The sequence below is a fragment of the Georgenia sp. TF02-10 genome, from assembly GCF_022759505.1.
GTDB lineage: Bacteria > Actinomycetota > Actinomycetes > Actinomycetales > Actinomycetaceae > TF02-10.
Window position 1 is genome coordinate 1,917,741 of sequence record NZ_CP094289.1, and the last position, 15,833, is coordinate 1,933,573.

At 73.0% G+C, this 15,833-nt stretch carries 16 protein-coding genes and 1 pseudogene; 8 read left to right on the forward strand and 9 right to left on the reverse strand.

The features are described 5' to 3' along the window. Positions 1 to 42 precede the first annotated feature (42 nt). Positions 43 to 777, reverse strand: a complete 735-nt coding sequence (locus tag MF406_RS08625; protein ID WP_242897610.1) for an OBAP family protein — start codon at positions 775 to 777, stop codon at positions 43 to 45. On the opposite strand from MF406_RS08625, the pseudogene MF406_RS08630 reads away from it, so the two are divergent. Then, positions 776 to 1,630, forward strand: a pseudogene (locus MF406_RS08630) (phosphotransferase). The gene MF406_RS08625 and the pseudogene MF406_RS08630 overlap by 2 nt on opposite strands. 128 nt (positions 1,631 to 1,758) lie before the next feature. Here the strand turns inward: MF406_RS08630 and MF406_RS08635 are convergent. After that, on the reverse strand, positions 1,759 to 2,952 hold the full coding sequence (locus MF406_RS08635) for a transposase family protein (RefSeq protein WP_242894381.1): 1,194 nt from the start codon (positions 2,950 to 2,952) through the stop codon (positions 1,759 to 1,761). A 177-nt stretch (positions 2,953 to 3,129) separates the two neighbouring features. Between MF406_RS08635 and MF406_RS08640 the strand changes: the two genes are divergently transcribed. Continuing rightward, positions 3,130 to 3,678, forward strand: coding sequence for a type 1 glutamine amidotransferase domain-containing protein (locus MF406_RS08640; RefSeq protein ID WP_242897611.1), 549 nt, complete (start codon positions 3,130 to 3,132; stop codon positions 3,676 to 3,678). A gap of 173 nt (positions 3,679 to 3,851) precedes the next feature. Here MF406_RS08640 and MF406_RS08645 read toward each other — a convergent pair whose 3' ends face one another. Together MF406_RS08645 and MF406_RS08650 are read right to left on the reverse strand one after the other, a co-directional pair. Further along, on the reverse strand, positions 3,852 to 4,064 hold the full coding sequence (locus MF406_RS08645; RefSeq protein ID WP_242897612.1) for a YbdD/YjiX family protein: 213 nt from the start codon (positions 4,062 to 4,064) through the stop codon (positions 3,852 to 3,854). Positions 4,065 to 4,087: 23 nt separating this feature from the next. Then, positions 4,088 to 6,409, reverse strand: coding sequence for a carbon starvation CstA family protein (locus MF406_RS08650; RefSeq protein ID WP_242897613.1), 2,322 nt, complete (start codon positions 6,407 to 6,409; stop codon positions 4,088 to 4,090). A gap of 571 nt (positions 6,410 to 6,980) precedes the next feature. On the opposite strand from MF406_RS08650, the gene MF406_RS08655 reads away from it, so the two are divergent. The 4 genes from MF406_RS08655 (at position 6,981) to MF406_RS08670 (ending at position 10,141) form a co-directional block, all read left to right on the forward strand. Continuing rightward, entirely contained in the window at positions 6,981 to 7,544 is a 564-nt protein-coding gene (locus MF406_RS08655; protein WP_242897614.1) for a dihydrofolate reductase family protein, read from the forward strand. A gap of 15 nt (positions 7,545 to 7,559) precedes the next feature. Beyond that, positions 7,560 to 7,973: a DoxX family protein gene (locus MF406_RS08660; protein WP_242897615.1), complete on the forward strand. Its 414-nt coding sequence runs from the start codon at positions 7,560 to 7,562 to the stop codon at positions 7,971 to 7,973. A gap of 134 nt (positions 7,974 to 8,107) precedes the next feature. Further along, the gene (locus tag MF406_RS08665) at positions 8,108 to 8,563 is read left to right on the forward strand and encodes a hypothetical protein (protein ID WP_242897616.1); all 456 of its coding nucleotides are present in this window, start codon (positions 8,108 to 8,110) and stop codon (positions 8,561 to 8,563) included. A gap of 666 nt (positions 8,564 to 9,229) precedes the next feature. Then, complete coding sequence (locus MF406_RS08670) at positions 9,230 to 10,141, forward strand: alpha/beta fold hydrolase (RefSeq protein ID WP_242897617.1); 912 nt, start codon at positions 9,230 to 9,232, stop codon at positions 10,139 to 10,141. A 98-nt stretch (positions 10,142 to 10,239) separates the two neighbouring features. Here the strand turns inward: MF406_RS08670 and MF406_RS08675 are convergent, their stop codons facing one another. From MF406_RS08675 to MF406_RS08690, 4 genes are all read right to left on the reverse strand, one after another. Continuing rightward, on the reverse strand, positions 10,240 to 11,343 hold the full coding sequence (locus MF406_RS08675; protein ID WP_242897618.1) for a helix-turn-helix domain-containing protein: 1,104 nt from the start codon (positions 11,341 to 11,343) through the stop codon (positions 10,240 to 10,242). Between the two features lie 313 nt (positions 11,344 to 11,656). Then, entirely contained in the window at positions 11,657 to 12,145 is a 489-nt protein-coding gene (locus MF406_RS08680; protein ID WP_242897619.1) for an SRPBCC family protein, read from the reverse strand. Next, positions 12,142 to 12,525 (reverse strand): helix-turn-helix transcriptional regulator, encoded by a 384-nt coding sequence (locus tag MF406_RS08685; protein ID WP_242897620.1) that lies wholly within the window; start codon positions 12,523 to 12,525, stop codon positions 12,142 to 12,144. Before MF406_RS08685 ends, MF406_RS08680 begins: the two co-directional genes overlap by 4 nt. A gap of 265 nt (positions 12,526 to 12,790) precedes the next feature. Further along, positions 12,791 to 13,546 (reverse strand): ZIP family metal transporter, encoded by a 756-nt coding sequence (locus MF406_RS08690; protein WP_242897621.1) that lies wholly within the window; start codon positions 13,544 to 13,546, stop codon positions 12,791 to 12,793. A gap of 294 nt (positions 13,547 to 13,840) precedes the next feature. Between MF406_RS08690 and MF406_RS08695 the strand changes: the two genes are divergently transcribed. After that, complete coding sequence (locus MF406_RS08695; protein ID WP_242897622.1) at positions 13,841 to 14,059, forward strand: DUF1918 domain-containing protein; 219 nt, start codon at positions 13,841 to 13,843, stop codon at positions 14,057 to 14,059. A 233-nt stretch (positions 14,060 to 14,292) separates the two neighbouring features. Beyond that, a complete protein-coding gene (locus tag MF406_RS08700) occupies positions 14,293 to 15,288 on the forward strand; it encodes a ribonuclease Z (protein ID WP_242897623.1) in 996 nt (331 codons plus the stop codon). A 19-nt stretch (positions 15,289 to 15,307) separates the two neighbouring features. Here MF406_RS08700 and MF406_RS08705 read toward each other — a convergent pair whose 3' ends face one another. Beyond that, positions 15,308 to 15,760 (reverse strand): YccF domain-containing protein, encoded by a 453-nt coding sequence (locus tag MF406_RS08705; protein WP_242897624.1) that lies wholly within the window; start codon positions 15,758 to 15,760, stop codon positions 15,308 to 15,310. Positions 15,761 to 15,833: the final 73 nt, after the last annotated feature.

Below are 15,833 nucleotides of genomic sequence, written 5' to 3' on the forward strand. Positions count from 1 at the left end.
GCCGGCTCACGCGGCGCCGCCGTCGGGATCGGCACCTCGCCGTCAGCCAGCGGCGCCCGCGCTCCCCGCCGCGCCGACGTCGACGACTCCCGGGACCGGCGTGGCGCCGGGGAACCGTCCAGCGAGCGCGTCCACGCCGTGCTGCGGGTGGGCCTGCTCGACGAGGTCCTGCCGCTGCTCGCGGGTGCGCGGCGTGTCGAGGTCCATCGCGGCCTCCCGGTCCTGCTCGAGGGCGGGGTCGCACTCGCCGTCCCGGTTGAAGGACCACATGAGCATCGGGTCGCCCAGCGGCAGCGTGTGCCCCCCGCCCGCGTCGTGCCGGCCGGTGTGCCAGGTGTGCCAGGTCTTGCCGTAACTGTTCATGAGCCGCTTCATCAGCGCCTTCTCGGCGACCGCGGGCAGGCCGGGCGCGACGAGCTGGCCGGAGAGGATCTCGAAGTTGTGCGGGTGCCAGTAGGCCCGCTCCTCCGCCGGCAGCGTCTCGAAGAGGCGCTCGGAGATGATGTACTCGATGCCGATGAGGTTTGCGGTCTCGGTGTTCCCGTCGAACAGCGCGGCCTGGATGAAGTCGTCGTTGACCACCCGGCAGAAGTGGTGCGCCTCCATCTGCATCGACGGGTCGTCCTTGGCCGGGTGGAACCCGACGACGTAGACGTCGAACTTCGCCAGCGGCGCGGGCTCCTGGAGCAGGTTCGCGCCCTGCTCCAGGGTGGCCAGCCACAGGCCCTTGCCCTCCCCGGCCGGCTGCAGCGGGCTCGGTCGGTCCTTCGCTCTCATGGCGCTCCCTCCTCGACGAGGCGGCTCGTGCCCCGACGCTAACAAGGCGGTGGTGCTCCCGCAGGGCGGGCGGCTGGGAGGATCGGTACCCGTGAGCCGTCCTCCCATCGCCAGCGTCCCCACCGGCCCGGTCACCGTCCCCGCCGCCGTCCGGGCCGTGGCCGGCGACGGCGTCCTGGTGCCGGTGTGGCGCAACGAGCTGGGCGGCCTGACCTTCCGCGTCGAGGGAGCCGACGGCGCGGCGCGGTACGTCAAGTGGGTCGCCGCGGGCACGCCCGAGATCGACCTGCCGGCCGAGGCCGAGCGGCTGGCCTGGGCGCGGCGGTGGGTCCGGGTCCCGCGGGTGCTCGACGGCGGGGCGGACGCCGACGGCGCCTGGCTGGTCACCGCGGCGGTCCCGGGCCGCTCGGCGGTGGACCCGCGGTGGCTCGCCGAGCCGGCCACCGCCGCTGCCGCCGTCGGCGCCGGGCTGCGCCGGTTCCACGACGCCCTGCCGGTGGCGGAGTGCCCGTTCGACTGGGGCGTCGGCTGACGGCTCGCCCGGGCCGCCGAGCGTGCGGCGGACGACGCGGCGGAGCGGCTCGGGGACCCGCCGCCCGTCGACCGGCTCGTCGTCTGCCACGGCGACGCCTGCGCACCGAACACGCTGCTGAACGACGACGGCACAGTCGCCGGACACGTGGACCTCGGGTCGCTCGGGGTGGCCGACCGGTGGGCCGACCTCGCGGTCGCGGCCTGGAGCACTGAGTGGAACTACGGCCCGGGCTACGAGGGCGTCCTCTACGACGCGTACGGGGTCGAGCCGGACCCGGAGCGCATCGCCTACTACCGCCTGCTCTGGGACCTGACCTGATCCGGGCCGGGCGGGCCCGGCGGCGGGCGGCCGGCGGGCGGCGTGCCCGCGTCCGGGCGTGGTGCCTCATGTCAAGGTGCTCGCGAAACGGGACCGCGTGCCTCAGCTGGGTCTGCTCGCGTAGGCGGTCAGGAGGCGTCGCGGCGGGCGAGGGTCTTGGCTCGGGCGTGGCGTTCGAGCTGGGCCTGGATGGCGGTGATCCGGCGGGTCAGGTCGGCCGGGTTGAGCTCGGCCCGCACGGCGGTCAGCTCGGCGGCCTGCTCGGCGGTCAGCACCCCGGAGTCCAGGACCCGCTGGTAGGGGGTGCGGGGGGCGTCGTAGGTGCGCACGTGCCGCCCCGCGGGGGTCTCGCGCCAGCCGGTGACCTTCTTGGTCGGGAGCAGGTAGTTCTTGCGCAGGTTGACCAGCTCCCACAAGTCGCCCAGCAGCTCGAGCTCGGCGGGGGTGTCGTAGCGGTAGCGGAAGGCGTTCCTGCGCACGATGTCGCCGTTCTTCTGCTCCACGTGCGCGTTGTCGTTGGAGGTGTGCGGCCGGGACCGGGTCATGAACACCGCCCGCTGGGCGCACCAGGCCACCAGCTGGTGGTTGATGAACTCTCCGCCGTTGTCGGAGTCCAGCCCGACCAGGGGGTAGGGCAGGGTGTCGGCGAGGAGGTCGATGGCGGCCACCACCCACCGGTGCGCCCGGTTCTTGATCGCCAGGTTGGTGGTCCACCCGGTGACCACGTCGGTGCCGGTCAGGGTCCAGGCGTGCTCCCCGGCCAGGGAGTGCCCGCAGTGGGCGACCAGGTCGACCTCGAAGAACCCGGGCCGGGTCTCGGCCTCGTCGGTGGAGCGGCGCACCGCCAGCTCGCTGCGCAGCGTCGACGACGGCCTGGTGGCGGCCTTGGCGCCCGGGTAGCGGGCGGCCCGGGTCGGGGCCAGGTAGCGGTCGATCGTGGCCGGGCTCATCGCGAGCACCTCGGCGCGGACCTCCTCGGTGAGCCGGTCGGCCACCGCTGTCAGCTCGCCGTGGGCCTGCAGCACGTCCAGGGACTCGGCCAGGATCACCTTCAGGTACTTCCCGCACGGCTGCCCGCACAGGGTCCAGACCTCGATCAGGACCTTCAGCGCGTCGTAGGAGTACCCCCGCCCCCGCGGCTTGCGCACCACCGCCCGGGCCGGGCCCTTCCGGACCCGGGCCGCGGCCAGCGCGCGGCGGGCGTTGGCCCGCGACCACCCGGTGGCCCCGCACAGCTCATCGAGCATGCGGCCCTTGTCCTTCTTCCCCGCCGCGGCGTAGCTCGCCGTGTACCGCTTGGTGATCTCACGCCTGGCACCCATCGACAACCGACCCATCCGGCCAGCCCACCACCGCGGCCACGGTTCGCGAGCAGAACCCATCTGAGGCACGCGACCCGTTTCGCGAGCAACTTAGGTGAGTCTCGTCGCGGGAGGCGAGCGGCGCCGTCGGGACGTAACGTGGACGGCGCTGAACCGAGAGGATTGGAGAGCGAAACGATGGCAGACCTGACCGGCAAGCGCGTGGCCTTCGTCCTGACCAACGGGTTCGAGGACTCCGAGTTCACCTCGCCCTGGGAGGCGGTGACCTCGAGCGGGGCGGAGGCGGTGCTCGTCTCGCCCGAGTCCGGCACGATCACCGGCAAGAACGGCCACGAGGCGACGGTGGACCTGGCGAGCGACCAGGCCAACGCGGACGACTTCGACGGGCTCGTGCTGCCCGGCGGCGTGGTGAACGGCGACAAGATCCGGATGGACAAGGCCGCCGTCGCCCTGGTCCGGGCGTTCTTCGAGCAGCACAAGCCGGTGGCGGCCATCTGCCACGGCCCGTGGATCCTCGCCGACGCCGACGTGCTGCACGGCCGGACGCTGACTTCCTACCCAAGCCTGCAGACGGACCTCCGCAACGCGGGCGCCACCTGGGTGGACCAGGAGGTGGTCGTCGACCAGGGCCTGGTCAGCAGCCGGACCCCGGACGACCTGCCGGCGTTCAACAGCAAGCTGGTCGAGGAGCTGGCCGAGGGCAAGCACGCCCGCCAGGTCGCCTGACCCGACCAGCTGTCGCCCGGGAGCGCGTGCCGCGGCACGCGCCCCCGGGCGCTCGTGCACCCGGGCATCCGCGCCGGGAGCCGCGTCCGGGCATCCGCGCCGGGGGCACGTCGGCCGACCGGTCGCCGTCGGCCAGCAGGACCGGTCCGACGTCGGCCGTCCGGCCGCCGTCGTCAGCAGCACCGGGCCTGCGGCGTGCGCTCCTGCTCGTCGGCCCGCTGCCGCCAGAACTGCCGAGCGGTGAGCGGCGCCTCGCCGGGGTGCTCCCGGGCGTGGTGCGCGAGGTACTTGTCGTAGGCGGACTCCCCGCTGAGCTCGCGGGCGAACCACCGCAGCGACCGCCACGCCCGGCGCCCCCGGTCAGCCAGGGCGGCGGGCCGCCGCACGCTCGATCCTGATCCCCGCACGGCTACCCCCGATGCTGCCCGGCGGCCAGCAGCGACGCATCCCCCACCTCGGCGTACTCCGCCTCGAGCCGCTTCTCCAGCGGGGTGGCGATGAGGTGCTTGGGCGCGAAGTAACCGGACTCCACGTACGGGTCCTCCGAGGAGACGGACGTCTTCGTCCGGACCGCTCGGTAGACCGCCCGCGCGGCCGCCGCGAACAGCAGCAGCATGAGCACGACGAAGACGATCGACAACGTCCCCTGGATGGCCGTGTTGCGCACCACCGCCTCGGCGTCGGCGGCCGCCTGGGCGTCGGGGAAGTCCCCGGCCGCGACCATCGCCCGGTAGTCGGCGTGCTGCGCCCAGTACCCGATCTGCGGGTCCGCCGAGAAGATCTTCTGCCACGAGGCGGTGAACGTGACGGCGGTGATCCAGGCGAACGGCAGGGCCGGGATCCACACCCACCTCAGGTAGCCCTTGTTGACGACCATGACCGTGACCAGGCACAGCGCGGCCGCGGCGATCAGCTGGTTCGCGATCCCGAACAGCGGGTAGAGCGTGCGGATGCCGCCGAGCGGGTCGGTGACCCCCATGAGCAGCAGCGAGCCCCACGCCGCGACCACCACCGCCGTGCTGATCCAGCCGCCGACCTGCCAGGAGGGGTTCTTGAACCTGGGGATGAGGTTGCCGAGGGAGTCCGAGAGCATGAACCGGGAGACCCGCGTGACGGCGTCGACCGCGCTGAGGATGAACAGCGCCTCGAACATGATCGCGAAGTGGTACCAGAACGACATCAGGGCCTTGCCGCCGATGGCCTGGTGCAGGATGTTCGCCATGCCGACGGCGAGGGTCGGCGCGCCGCCGGTGCGCGAGACGACCGAGGGCTCGCCCACGTCGTCGGCGACGGCATCCAGCGCCTCGGCCCCGGTCCGGGTGACCGGCTCGCCGTCGACCTCGGTCTCCCACTCCACGTCGATGGGGTTGCCGGCGTGGTCGGTGACGGCCAGGTCGGCGACGGCGGCCGCGGCCCCCTCGCTGGTGCCCTCGGTCATGGCCTCGGGCATGTTCATCGAGAAGTACACGCCCTGGTTGAGGGAGACGGCGGCGGCCAGCGCCATGATCGCCACGAAGGACTCCATGAGCATGCCGCTGTAGCCGATCATCCGGACCTGGCTCTCCTTCTGCACCATCTTCGGCGTGGTGCCGGAGGAGACGGTGGCGTGCATGCCGGAGAGCGCGCCGCAGGCGATGGTGATGAACAGGAAGGGGAACAGGGCGCCGGCGAAGACCGGGCCCTGCCCGTTGCTGGCGAACTCGGTGACGTCGGGCATCTCGGCGATCGGCCGGACCAGGACGATGCCGATGGCCAGCAGCACGATCGTGCCGACCTTCATGAAGGTGGAGAGGTAGTCGCGCGGGGTGAGCATGAGCCACACCGGCATGACGGCGGCGAAGAACCCGTAGATGACCACGGCCCAGGTGAGGGTGACGGGGGAGAGGGTCAGGTGCTCGCCGAGGGGGCTCTCGGCCACCACGCTGCCGCCGAGGATGGCGGCCAGCAGCAGCACGAAGCCGATCACCGACGTCTCGATGACCCGGCCGGGCCGGATGTAGCGCAGGTAGACGCCCATGAACAGGGCGATCGGGATCGTGCAGCCGACGGAGAAGACCCCCCAGGGGCTCTCGGCCAGGGCGTTGACGCAGACCATGGCGAGCACGGCGAGCACGATCATGAGCATGACGAAGACGACGACCATCGCCACCGCGCCGCCGAACGGCCCGATCTCGTCCTTGGCCATCTGCCCCAGGGAGCGCCCGCCCCGGCGCATGGAGAAGAACAGGACCAGCATGTCCTGCACCGCCCCGGCGAGGATGACGCCGAGGATGATCCACAGCGTGCCGGGCAGGTAGCCCATCTGGGCGGCCAGCACCGGGCCGACGAGGGGGCCGGCGCCGGCGATGGCGGCGAAGTGGTGGCCGTACAGCACCCGGCGGTCGGTGGGGTCGAAGTCCTTGCCGTTGTTGATCCGCTCGGCCGGGGTGGCGCGGCGGTCGTCCGGGCGCATCAGCCGGCGCTGGATGTACAGGGCGTAGAACCGGTAGGCGATGGCGTAGGTGCACACCGCGGTGACGACGAACCAGATGGTGTTGACCTGCTCGCCGCGGACGACGGCGAGGGTGGTCCACCCGGCGGCGCCGAGCAGGGAGATGAGGACCCACAGGAGGATCTTCGGCAGGGTCCACCTGGGTGGTTCGTCCGTGCCGACCGGCACGCCCCGGGAGTTCCGCAGGACGTGCTGCTCTTCGGGCTGGTGACGTTCGGCTGCGTCTGCGGCGACGGCCATGTCGATCCCCCTCCGGTCAGCGGCAGGGTCCGGCACCGGACGGGCCTGCCTTGCGTGTCGTGCACCTCCCTGGTGCCGCCGCGCCGCCGGTGTGTGCTGCGTCACCAGAACGGGACGACCGTAGCACTCCGACGGCCGGTGGCCGTCCGTAGGTCGCGCGGCGCGCCGAGAGGGGCCGCTCGCCCGTGCTGCGGCGGACCGGGACGGGTCCGGCCACCGGCCGGTGGGGAGCCGAGCCGAGGCGCGGCCGCCCCGGCGCACCACCGGCCACGATGTCCGACCCGACTGCACCGCAGCCGTCCACGGCAGGTTGTCCGAATATGACGAGATCGGCGACCCCGAGATTGTCCATGCTGGTGCAGCCGAGAGCAGGTCCGGGCGATGAGATCTCGAGTCTGGCCGGGTCGATGTCGGTGACCGAAGGTGCTCGCCCATCGCCCGGTGCGGCGAGGACGGAGCCCACGGTCCTGGTCGCACCAGTCCGGACGGTCCGGAGCAGCGGGTGCCCGCGACGCCGGGCACCGACCGTGGCGCAGCTGTCAAAGAAGTGCGCTTCACACAAGGAGGAATCATGGCGGAGCTCATCGTCGACATGCTCATCAGCGTCGATGGCAGCGCGTACGGGACCCGTTCGCCCGGCTACTTCGGCCTCTCCGGGCCCGACCTGGAGCACTGGGTCGCGAAGGAGGACGCGATACCCCGACTCAACGTCATGGGCAGGAAAACCTACGAGATGATGGCGGATCTCCCGGCCGAGGACCGCGACGAGAGCTGGGAGACGATGTCGAAGAAGCCAACCATGGTGTTCTCTCGCACTCTCACGACGTCGGAGTGGCCCGGCGTCGAGCTGTGCGCGAACGACGTCGTCGAGGAAGTCCGCGACCGCAAGCGGCGCTCCGAGCACGACCTGCTCACCGTCGGCAGTCTGACGCTCGTCCACCAGCTGCTCAACGCCGGACTCGTCGATCACTTGCGTCTGCTGGTGTTCCCCCTAGTGCTCGGCGAGTCGGGTGAGAAGCCCCTGTTCGCCGACATCGGCGACTTCGCGCTCGAGCTGGTCGATCAGCAGGTGATGGATGCCGGGACGGTGCTGCTGCACTACCGGCCGGCCGGCGACCCTCCCTACGCCGAGTAGCAGCAAGGAGCGACGATGACCGCACCACCAGCAGCGATCCCGGCTCAGCCTCGCGGCAGGAGCCGGGTCCTGCGCATCTCCCTCTGGATCGTCCGCGGCCTCCTGGCTCTGCAGTTCCTCGTGGGAGGCCTGACCAAGCTGGTCGGCGACCCGGCCATGGTGACCATGTTCGCCGACATGGGCGCTGGCCAGGGTCTCCGCCTCCTGGTGGGGGCCTGTGAAGTGGCCGGCGCGATCGGGCTGGTGATCCCACCGCTGTACCGGCTCGCCGCATGCGGGCTGGTGCTGCTGATGGTCGGCGCCACAGCCACCAACGTGCTGTTCCTGCAGATCAGCCCGGTACCCCCGCTGCTGTTCGGGGCGCTGGCTGCCGTGGTGGCCGTCGTCGGCCTCCGCCGGCGGGACCGCCAGGCTCCGCGCGGTGGGTAGCGACCACAGCCACGTCGCGCTGACCCACGACGAGAACGGCCTGCCTGTCCGGCCAGGGCGGGACCTGCCCTGCACGACCGGCCTGGGAGAGGCCTCGCGATGACCACACCAAACGCACGCACCGAGGAGGAATCATGACCCAGAACGCCGACGACGGCACCACCCAGCCGGAGCCGTCACCGCAACCCGATCCCGACCTCACGACGCTCGACAGGCTGGTCGGCACGTGGACCGTCTCTGGCGAGGCGGAGGGGAAGGTCACCTACGAGTGGACCGAGGGCGGCTTCTTCCTGCTGCAGCACATCGAGCTCGGCGGGACCAAGGGGCTCGAGGTCATCGGCCACGAGAAGGGCTACGGCCAACCACCCAGTGCCGACATCAGATCGCGCTACTACGGCTTCGGCGAGGGCGAGACGCTCGACTACACCTACCAGCTCGAGGAGGACGTCCTCACCATCTGGATGGGCGAGCGGGGATCACCGGCCTACTACCAAGGCACCTTCAGCGACGACGGCAACACCCTGACCGGCGCCTGGCACTACCCGGGAGGCGGCGGCTACTCCACCATCACCACCAGGCTGACCAGCTGACCCATCACCCCGCACGGGCGCAGGTCCAGCTGCACCACCGGTCAGCCGGACCCGACCGACCCGAACGCACGCGCGCCGATCGGGACCTCCCGCCGTCGAGGGCGGCCCCGGGCAGTCGTCGACGACGCGTAGACCGGCCACCGATCCGGGGGGATCATGCTCGCTCTCCATCGAACCGGCCGATGCCGCGGCGTCACGACGGGTCACCGAACCGGCCGACGCCGCGGCGTCACGGCGGGTCGCCGGACCGGCCGACGCCGCGGCGTCATGGCGGGTCGCCGAACCGGACCGCCGGCGCCGACACCGACAGCACTGCTGCGGGCGGTTGTGCTGTCTGCTGCCGCCGCGGCAGCCGGTGGTGTCGCCACCGTGGTCTCTGCCCGGTTCGCTGCCGCGCCTGCCGTGTTCCTCAGCGCGGGGCTCCTGACAGCGGGCGCCGCCACCTTGGCTGGTGCGCGCAGGTTCCTGCGCCTCCGGCGCTGGACTGCGGCAGTGATGGCCCTCGGCGTCGTCGGACTGCAGGCGACGGCGTTCCTCGTCCCGTTGTCGAGCGGAACGCCGGAACCCGCTCAGACCGATCTCCGGTACTGGCAGCTCCCCACCGGCTCCCGACTCGGCTACCTGTCTCAGATGCCGCCACCGGTCGCTCCTGGCACTACGTCGCCGTTGGAGCACAAAGACCCGATCGTCGTGCTCCACGGCGGGCCCGGCATCCCCGACCTCGCCGAGAACGCCGCCTACTTCGGGCAGCTGGCTACCCTCGGCCATCCCGTCTACACCTACGCCCAGCTCGGCTCAGGACCCTCGACCCGCCTCGACGACCCCCGCGGGTACGGCCTCGAACGCGACGTCGCCGACCTGGAGAGCATCCGTCGCACCCTCCGGGCGCCGCGCCTGATCCTGGTCGGCCACTCCTACGGGGCCGCGCTGGCCGCGAACTACCTGGCCGCCTACCCCGACCGGGTCGCAGCGCTGGTCCTCAGCTCACCGGCACCCCTCGATCCACACGATCGCAGCAGCGACCGCGCCTCGGCCAGGCTCACCACCGGCCAAAGGATGAACACCTACCGCCTGGTCTCGGCCCCGCGCGCCCTGCTCGGCTACCTGCTGCTGCAGGTCAACCCGGCCGCCGCCCACGCCTACTTCCCCGACCCCGAAGCCGATGCCCGCAACGACCGGGTCATCACCGCAGCCGCGCCGGGTCTGCACTGCGACCGATCGCGATCGTGGCCGGCGACCCGAGGCTCCGGGTTCTACGCCCACCAGTACCCCCAGTCGGCAACGTCCCAGCGCCCGCCCGACATCCGCGATCGACTCAGCGCGCTGAGCCGGGAAGGACTGAAGGTCGAGGTCCTGCTGATCAAGGGCGGCTGTGACTACCTCAGCTGGCAGTCCGCTCTCGACTACCGCCGCGTCCTGCCGGAGACCCGGCTGGTGTACCTGCCCGTGGCCGGCCACAACACCTACGCCGATCAGCCCCAGACCGTGCTCGCCTGCATCCGCGCCTTCCTCGACCACCAAGACACCCCGGTACCGACGTACACCTCCGACGACCAGCCGCCCGGCTACCAGGGGTAATGCGGAGCCCTCCGCAGTCATGTCCGCTGGCGGACCTGCTCGGCGTCACCGAGCCGACGCTCCGCGTCTGGGCGAGCCGGCTGCTCTCTCGGGTCGTCTCAGCCCTGGGTGGCGTCGTCGGCCCGTCTGCGTCGATGCTTCGCCCGAGCGATTGCGGCCAGCTGGTGGAGGGCAGCGCCGGCCCCCGCCGGCAGGGTCAGTGCGTCGAGGTCGGCGGCCAGCAGCTGGTCGGCGTTCGGGAACGTGCGGTCGAGCCCCCAGAGGCGCAGACCGCCGACCGGGGTGCCGACCTGTCTGGCCAGCACACCCACGCAGTGCCTGGCCTCCGGGAGGCCGACGACGTCGGCGACGGCTGCTACGACATTGTCTTCCCAGGCGTTCCATCGGTGGCGCGGGACCGGTGGTCGCGCGGGCGCCCGCGACCCGGGTCCCAGGAGCCGACGCGCCGCTTGGACGATGTGCACGAGCTCCTCCCAGTGCGGGAGGTGTGCGGTGAGCTCCACTGCCCCATCCGTCCTGGCTCCGAGCTCGAGGACACCGACGTCCCCATGGACGGTCACCGTCCGTCGGTAGGTCTGGTCGAGGACCGACTCCACCCCGGGGACGACGTTGTCGGCGAGTCCGGCGACGACGGCTGGCCAGTCCACAGCGCGAGATGGGGTGACGCGGAGGGTGAGGCCGCCGTCGGCGACGAGGCGGTCGTGGCGGCGGCGTCGCAGCCGGAGCCGGCTCGGGGTGTCGTGGAATACCTGTCGCATGTCGCGGCCGAACTGGCTCAAGCTGCCGAAACCGGCGGCGAAGGCCACCTGGGCGACGGTGAGGTCGGTGTCGTCGAGCAACCGGCGAGCGAGGTGGGTGCGCGCGGACCGGGCCAGCATGGTCGGGGTGACGCCGAGGTTGTGGTCGAAGAGCCGCCGCAGCTGGCGGGCGGACAGCCCGACCCGCTGGGCGAGCTGCTCCTCGCCGCCGAGGTCGAGTGCTCCGTCGAGGATCAGGGCGACCGCCCGGCACACCAGATCCGGCGCGCCGGCCACCTGGGCGTCCAACGGCACCCGGTAAGGGCGGCAGCGGTGGCACGGGCGGAACCCGCCGACCTCGGCGGCAGCAGCCGAGGGGAGCGTGGTGGTGTTCTGCGGCAGCGGCCGTGCGCTGCAGGCTGGCAGGCAGTAGATGCCAGTCGTCCGGACTGCGACGACCTCCACCTCGTCCCTCCTCTCGGCTGCGGACCACCTCGCCGTCGTGCTGACGTGGCGTTCTCCTACCGGTCGGCGGCCGCGCAGCCTTCCGACAGTGGTCTCCACCGGCCGTACCGCACGCGCGAAGCCCGCCAACGCCCAGGAGGTGACACACCCACTGATCGACGGCGCCGAGGGTGGTGACCTCCACCTGGCCAAGACCGGGGACCTCCACCTGGCCAGGACCGGGGACCTGCACCTGGCCGCTGGCTCAGCCCGTGGCGGGCCGGGACGGGCCCGCCGACCCGTCCCGGCCGCCGTCGGCCGGGTCCCGCGCAGCTCAGGCGGTGCCCGTACGGGAGCCGAGCAGCTCCTCGAGCCGGTCGTAGCCCTCGTCCAGCCCCTGCTCCATGCCGCTGGCCGCCATGCCGTCGCGGGCCTCCTGGGTGGGGTAGACGGCGCGGCCGCGCAGCCGGCTGCGGCCCCCGCCCAGGTCCTCGAAGGTGAGGAACTCGATGCTCACCACGTCCGGGTAGCCGTCGAACTCGAAGGTCTGCACGGCGAACTCGTTCTCGCGGACCTTGTGGTAGACGCCGGAGAAGCCGTAGGTGCCGCCGTCGGGGTCGGTCTGGCGGTAGCGGTAGGACCCGCCGGTGCGGAAGTCGAAGCTCTCGACCTCCATCGTGTACCCGCGGGGCCCGAGCCACAGCTTGACCAGGTCCGGGTCGGCGTGCGCCCGGAAGACCTCCGCGACCGGGAAGTCGAACTCGCGGGTGTAGTCGATGAAGGGGACGCCGTCGGGGACGGTGAGGTGCAGGGCGTTGCTCATGTCTTCTTCTCCTCGGTGGGTGGGTGGTGCCGGGCGGTGGGCCCGCCCGGTTGGCTCTGTGCGTGCAGCACGGCGTCGAGGCCCCGGAACCGGCGTTCCTGCACCAGGCGGTACTGGTCGATCCACGCCGTCAGCGTCTCCAGCCGGGCCGGGTCCAGGTGCACCGGTCGGCGCTGGGCGTCGCGGGTGCGGGTGACCAGCCCGGCCTGCTCGAGCACCTGGATGTGCTTCGAGACGGCCTGCTTGCTGATCTCGAAGGGGGCGGCCAGCTCGTTGACCGTGGCCGGGCCACGGCTGAGCCGGGCGATGAGGCGACGGCGCACGGGGTCGGCCAGGGCCATGAAGGCCCGGTCGAGGTCGGCGTCGTCGGGCTCGGACATGTTGTCAACGATCTCCTTGATCAACCGATTGGTTGACTACAAAGTAGGGCGGGGGTGGCCGTCCGTCAAGGGGTTCGTCGACGGTCGCGGGGTGGACGTTCTCGGCGGGACCGGTGCACGTTTCGACGGGACCGTCCCGGCTGGGTGGCTTCCGCGATCACGCTGTCCCGGGCGCCGCTCGCCAGCACTGGCCTCACGTTGTCCCAGGCAGCCGCTCGCCAGCACTGGCCCCAGCCCTGACGCCTGGCCCGCGGCGGGCCGCTGTTCAGCCGCCGAGCCGGTTGATGGTGAACGCGACGAGGAACCCGGTCGCGGCGATCAGCCCGGTGAGCAGGTGGGTGCGCTCGAAGGCCTCGGGGATCATGGTGTCGGCGAGCATGGTGAGGATCGCGCCGGCCGCCACGGCGGTGATGACCGCGACCGCCTGCGGCGAGGCCGCCCCCAGGAGCTGGTAGCCGAGCGCCGCGGCGGCCGCGCTGGCGACGGCGATCCCCACCCACACCCCGAAGACGTAGCGCGCGCTGCGCCCGGCCGCCCGCATGCCGGCGGCGCTGGACAGTCCTTCGGGGAGGTTGGAGATGAACACGGCGGCGATGACCGTCGTGCTCACCCCGCCGCCGCCGAGCAGGCTCGCCCCCAGCACCACGGACTCCGGCACGCCGTCGAGCAGGGCGCCGACGGCGATCGCGGCGCCGCTGCCCGGCTGCTCCTCCTCCGACGGCTGCTGGGACTGGGACCGCTTGCGGTGCCGGGCACCGCGGCGGGCCAGGGCGGCGTTGGCCAGGACGTAGACGGACGCACCGGCGAGGAAGCCGACGACGGTGGCCGGCAGGCCGCCGCTGGCCTCGGCCTCCGCCACGAGGTCGAACGCGAGCGCGGAGATGAGCACCCCGGCACCGAAGGCCATCACGCTGGCGACCACCAGCCGCGGGATCCGGACGAACCAGGCCAGCGCCGCGCCGATGACCAGCGCCGCCCCGCCCAGCAGGCCCCAGGCGCCGGCCGCCAGCCAGCCGCTCATCGGTCGATCCGCTGCGCCACGGGCGTCCTTCCGTCGGTGCCGTCGGCCCCGGTCCTTGGTAGGGCCTCGCGGGAGCGGGCGCAACCCGGGGCCGGTGGTGGTCGGGGAGCGGGATGGCGGTGCGGTGACGCGGGCGCGCGTCGCGAGCGACGGTCGCCGCGCGCCGGCGCTGCGAGCCCCACGATGACCGCCGGACCGCCTCCCATCTGCGGTAAAGGTGCGGCACACTGAGAGTCACGCGCAAGCCACGACGCAGCCTGTCCAGCACGAGAGAGGAATGTGGAGGTACCAACCATGGATACCGGCGGTGGACGCGTCCGGACCGGGGACCGCATCGTCGTCCAGTCCACCCGCGTGGGCTACCCCGTTCGCGAGGGCGAGGTGATCGAGGTCCGTGGACCTGGCGGCACGGCGCCGTTCCTGGTCCGCTGGTCGGACGGGACGAGCGAGTCGCTCGTCTTCCCCGGGCCCGACGTGGTCGTCAAGCCGAGGGCGGCGGAGCCCGCCGGCTGACCGGGGCCGCGCGGCGGCGTGGCGCCGCCGGTCCACCCGGCGCACGCCGTCGTGCCGCCATCGCCCAGCACGACGGCGACCGGCGCCGCCCCACCGGGCCGGGGCCGCACCACCCGTGCACCGGCCGCCCCACCGTGCCCGGCTGGGGCGCCGTGACGGCCGGGGCGCCGCGCCGGCCGGGCGCCGGGCCGCACCCCGCTGCGGCCCGGTGCCCGGCTGGGCACACTTGCCTGGTGCGTGACCTCCTCGTCCTCGGGACCGCCTCGCAGGTGCCGACCCGCACCCGGAACCAGAACGGGTACCTGCTGCGGTGGGACGGGCAGGGTTACCTCTTCGACCCGGGGGAGGGGACGCAGCGGCAGATGATCCTCGCCGGGGCCCCGTCCTCGGCAATCACCCATATCTGCATCACCCACGTGCACGGCGACCACTGCTACGGCCTGCCCGGGGTGCTCTCCCGGATGGTCCTCGACGGCGTCGACCACCCGGTCCACCTGCACTACCCGGCGAGCGGGGAAGAGGTGGTCCGGGCGCTGGTCGCCCTGGCCACGCCCGGCCTGGACCTGCGCCGGCACCCGCACGGCGGGCCCGGCGAGGTCGTCCCGGGGCTGCACGTCGCGCCGCTGCGGCACCGGGTGGAGACCTACGGCTACCGGCTGGTCGAGCCGGACGGGCGCACCCTCCTGCCGGACCGGCTGGCCGCGGCAGGCCTGCACGGGCCCGACGTCGGCCGGCTCCAGCGGGCGGGCCGGCTCGGCGGGGTGTCCCTGGCGGAGGTGAGCGTCCCCCGGCGGGGGCAGCGGGTCGCCGTCGTCATGGACACCGCGGTGTGCGACGGCGCCGCCGAGCTGGCGGCGGAGGCGGACCTGCTCCTGGCCGAGTCGACCTTCGCCGACGAGGACGCCGCCCTCGCCGAGGCGTACCGGCACCTGACCGCCGGGCAGGCCGGTCGGCTCGCGGCCGAGGCGGGGGTGGGCCGGCTGGTGCTCACCCACTTCTCCGCCCGCTACCCCGACGTCACGCCCCTGCTCGCGCAGGCCCGCGCCCGCGCCGGGGCGGCGGCGGTGGTCGCCGCGGCGGACCTGGACCGGATCCCGCTGCCGCGGCGACGGGCCGCGCCGGGTGGCGGCCCGGCGGGCGGGCCGGACGAGGCTGGCACGCAGGACGAGCCCGACGACGCCGGCGGGCCGACGGCGAGGCGCGCCAGCGGTGGCGCGTCCGGGCGGTAGCCCGGGCCGGGGTCGGGCGCTACCGGCCCCACGCGCCCGGGCCGGCGACGCCGCCCGGCTGGCCGGTCTGGTACACCGGGACCCAGCCGGCGGGCACCTGCCCGGTGGGGACGATCTGCTTGCCGAACGGCACGACGGTCACCGGCAGCATCTTGAGGTTGGCCAGCGCGAGCGGGATCCCGACGATGGTGACCGCCTGCGCGGCGGCCGTCGTGACGTGCCCGATGGCCAGCCACAGCCCGGCGACCAGGAACCAGATCACGTTGCCGATCGCGGAGCCGGCGCCCGCCCCCGGCCGCGCGACGACGGTGCGGCCGAAGGGCCACAGGGCGAAGGAGGCCATCCGGAAGGACGCCACCCCGAACGGGATCGTCACCACCAGCAGGCAGGCCAGGACCCCGAAGACCAGGTACCCCAGCGCCAGCCACACGCCGCCGAAGACGAGCCAGATGAGGTTGAGGAGGATCGCCATCCGGCGAGGGTCCCACGGCGCCAGGCCCGGCGACCAGGTGTGCCGGACGGTGCGGCGCAGACGCCGGGCGGGC

Excerpts from the sequence above, each read along its gene's own strand:
- MF406_RS08625 (WP_242897610.1), bottom strand. The coding sequence starts at position 777 with ATGAGAGCGAAGGACCGACCGAGCCCGCTGCAGCCGGCCGGGGAGGGC.
- MF406_RS08635 (WP_242894381.1), bottom strand. The coding sequence starts at position 2,952 with ATGGGTGCCAGGCGTGAGATCACCAAGCGGTACACGGCGAGCTACGCC.
- MF406_RS08640 (WP_242897611.1), top strand. The coding sequence starts at position 3,130 with ATGGCAGACCTGACCGGCAAGCGCGTGGCCTTCGTCCTGACCAACGGG.
- MF406_RS08650 (WP_242897613.1), bottom strand. The coding sequence starts at position 6,409 with ATGGCCGTCGCCGCAGACGCAGCCGAACGTCACCAGCCCGAAGAGCAG.
- MF406_RS08655 (WP_242897614.1), top strand. The coding sequence starts at position 6,981 with ATGGCGGAGCTCATCGTCGACATGCTCATCAGCGTCGATGGCAGCGCG.
- MF406_RS08660 (WP_242897615.1), top strand. The coding sequence starts at position 7,560 with ATGACCGCACCACCAGCAGCGATCCCGGCTCAGCCTCGCGGCAGGAGC.
- MF406_RS08665 (WP_242897616.1), top strand. The coding sequence starts at position 8,108 with ATGACCCAGAACGCCGACGACGGCACCACCCAGCCGGAGCCGTCACCG.
- MF406_RS08680 (WP_242897619.1), bottom strand. The coding sequence starts at position 12,145 with ATGAGCAACGCCCTGCACCTCACCGTCCCCGACGGCGTCCCCTTCATC.
- MF406_RS08685 (WP_242897620.1), bottom strand. The coding sequence starts at position 12,525 with ATGTCCGAGCCCGACGACGCCGACCTCGACCGGGCCTTCATGGCCCTG.
- MF406_RS08690 (WP_242897621.1), bottom strand. The coding sequence starts at position 13,546 with ATGAGCGGCTGGCTGGCGGCCGGCGCCTGGGGCCTGCTGGGCGGGGCG.
- MF406_RS08695 (WP_242897622.1), top strand. The coding sequence starts at position 13,841 with ATGGATACCGGCGGTGGACGCGTCCGGACCGGGGACCGCATCGTCGTC.
- MF406_RS08705 (WP_242897624.1), bottom strand. The coding sequence starts at position 15,760 with ATGGCGATCCTCCTCAACCTCATCTGGCTCGTCTTCGGCGGCGTGTGG.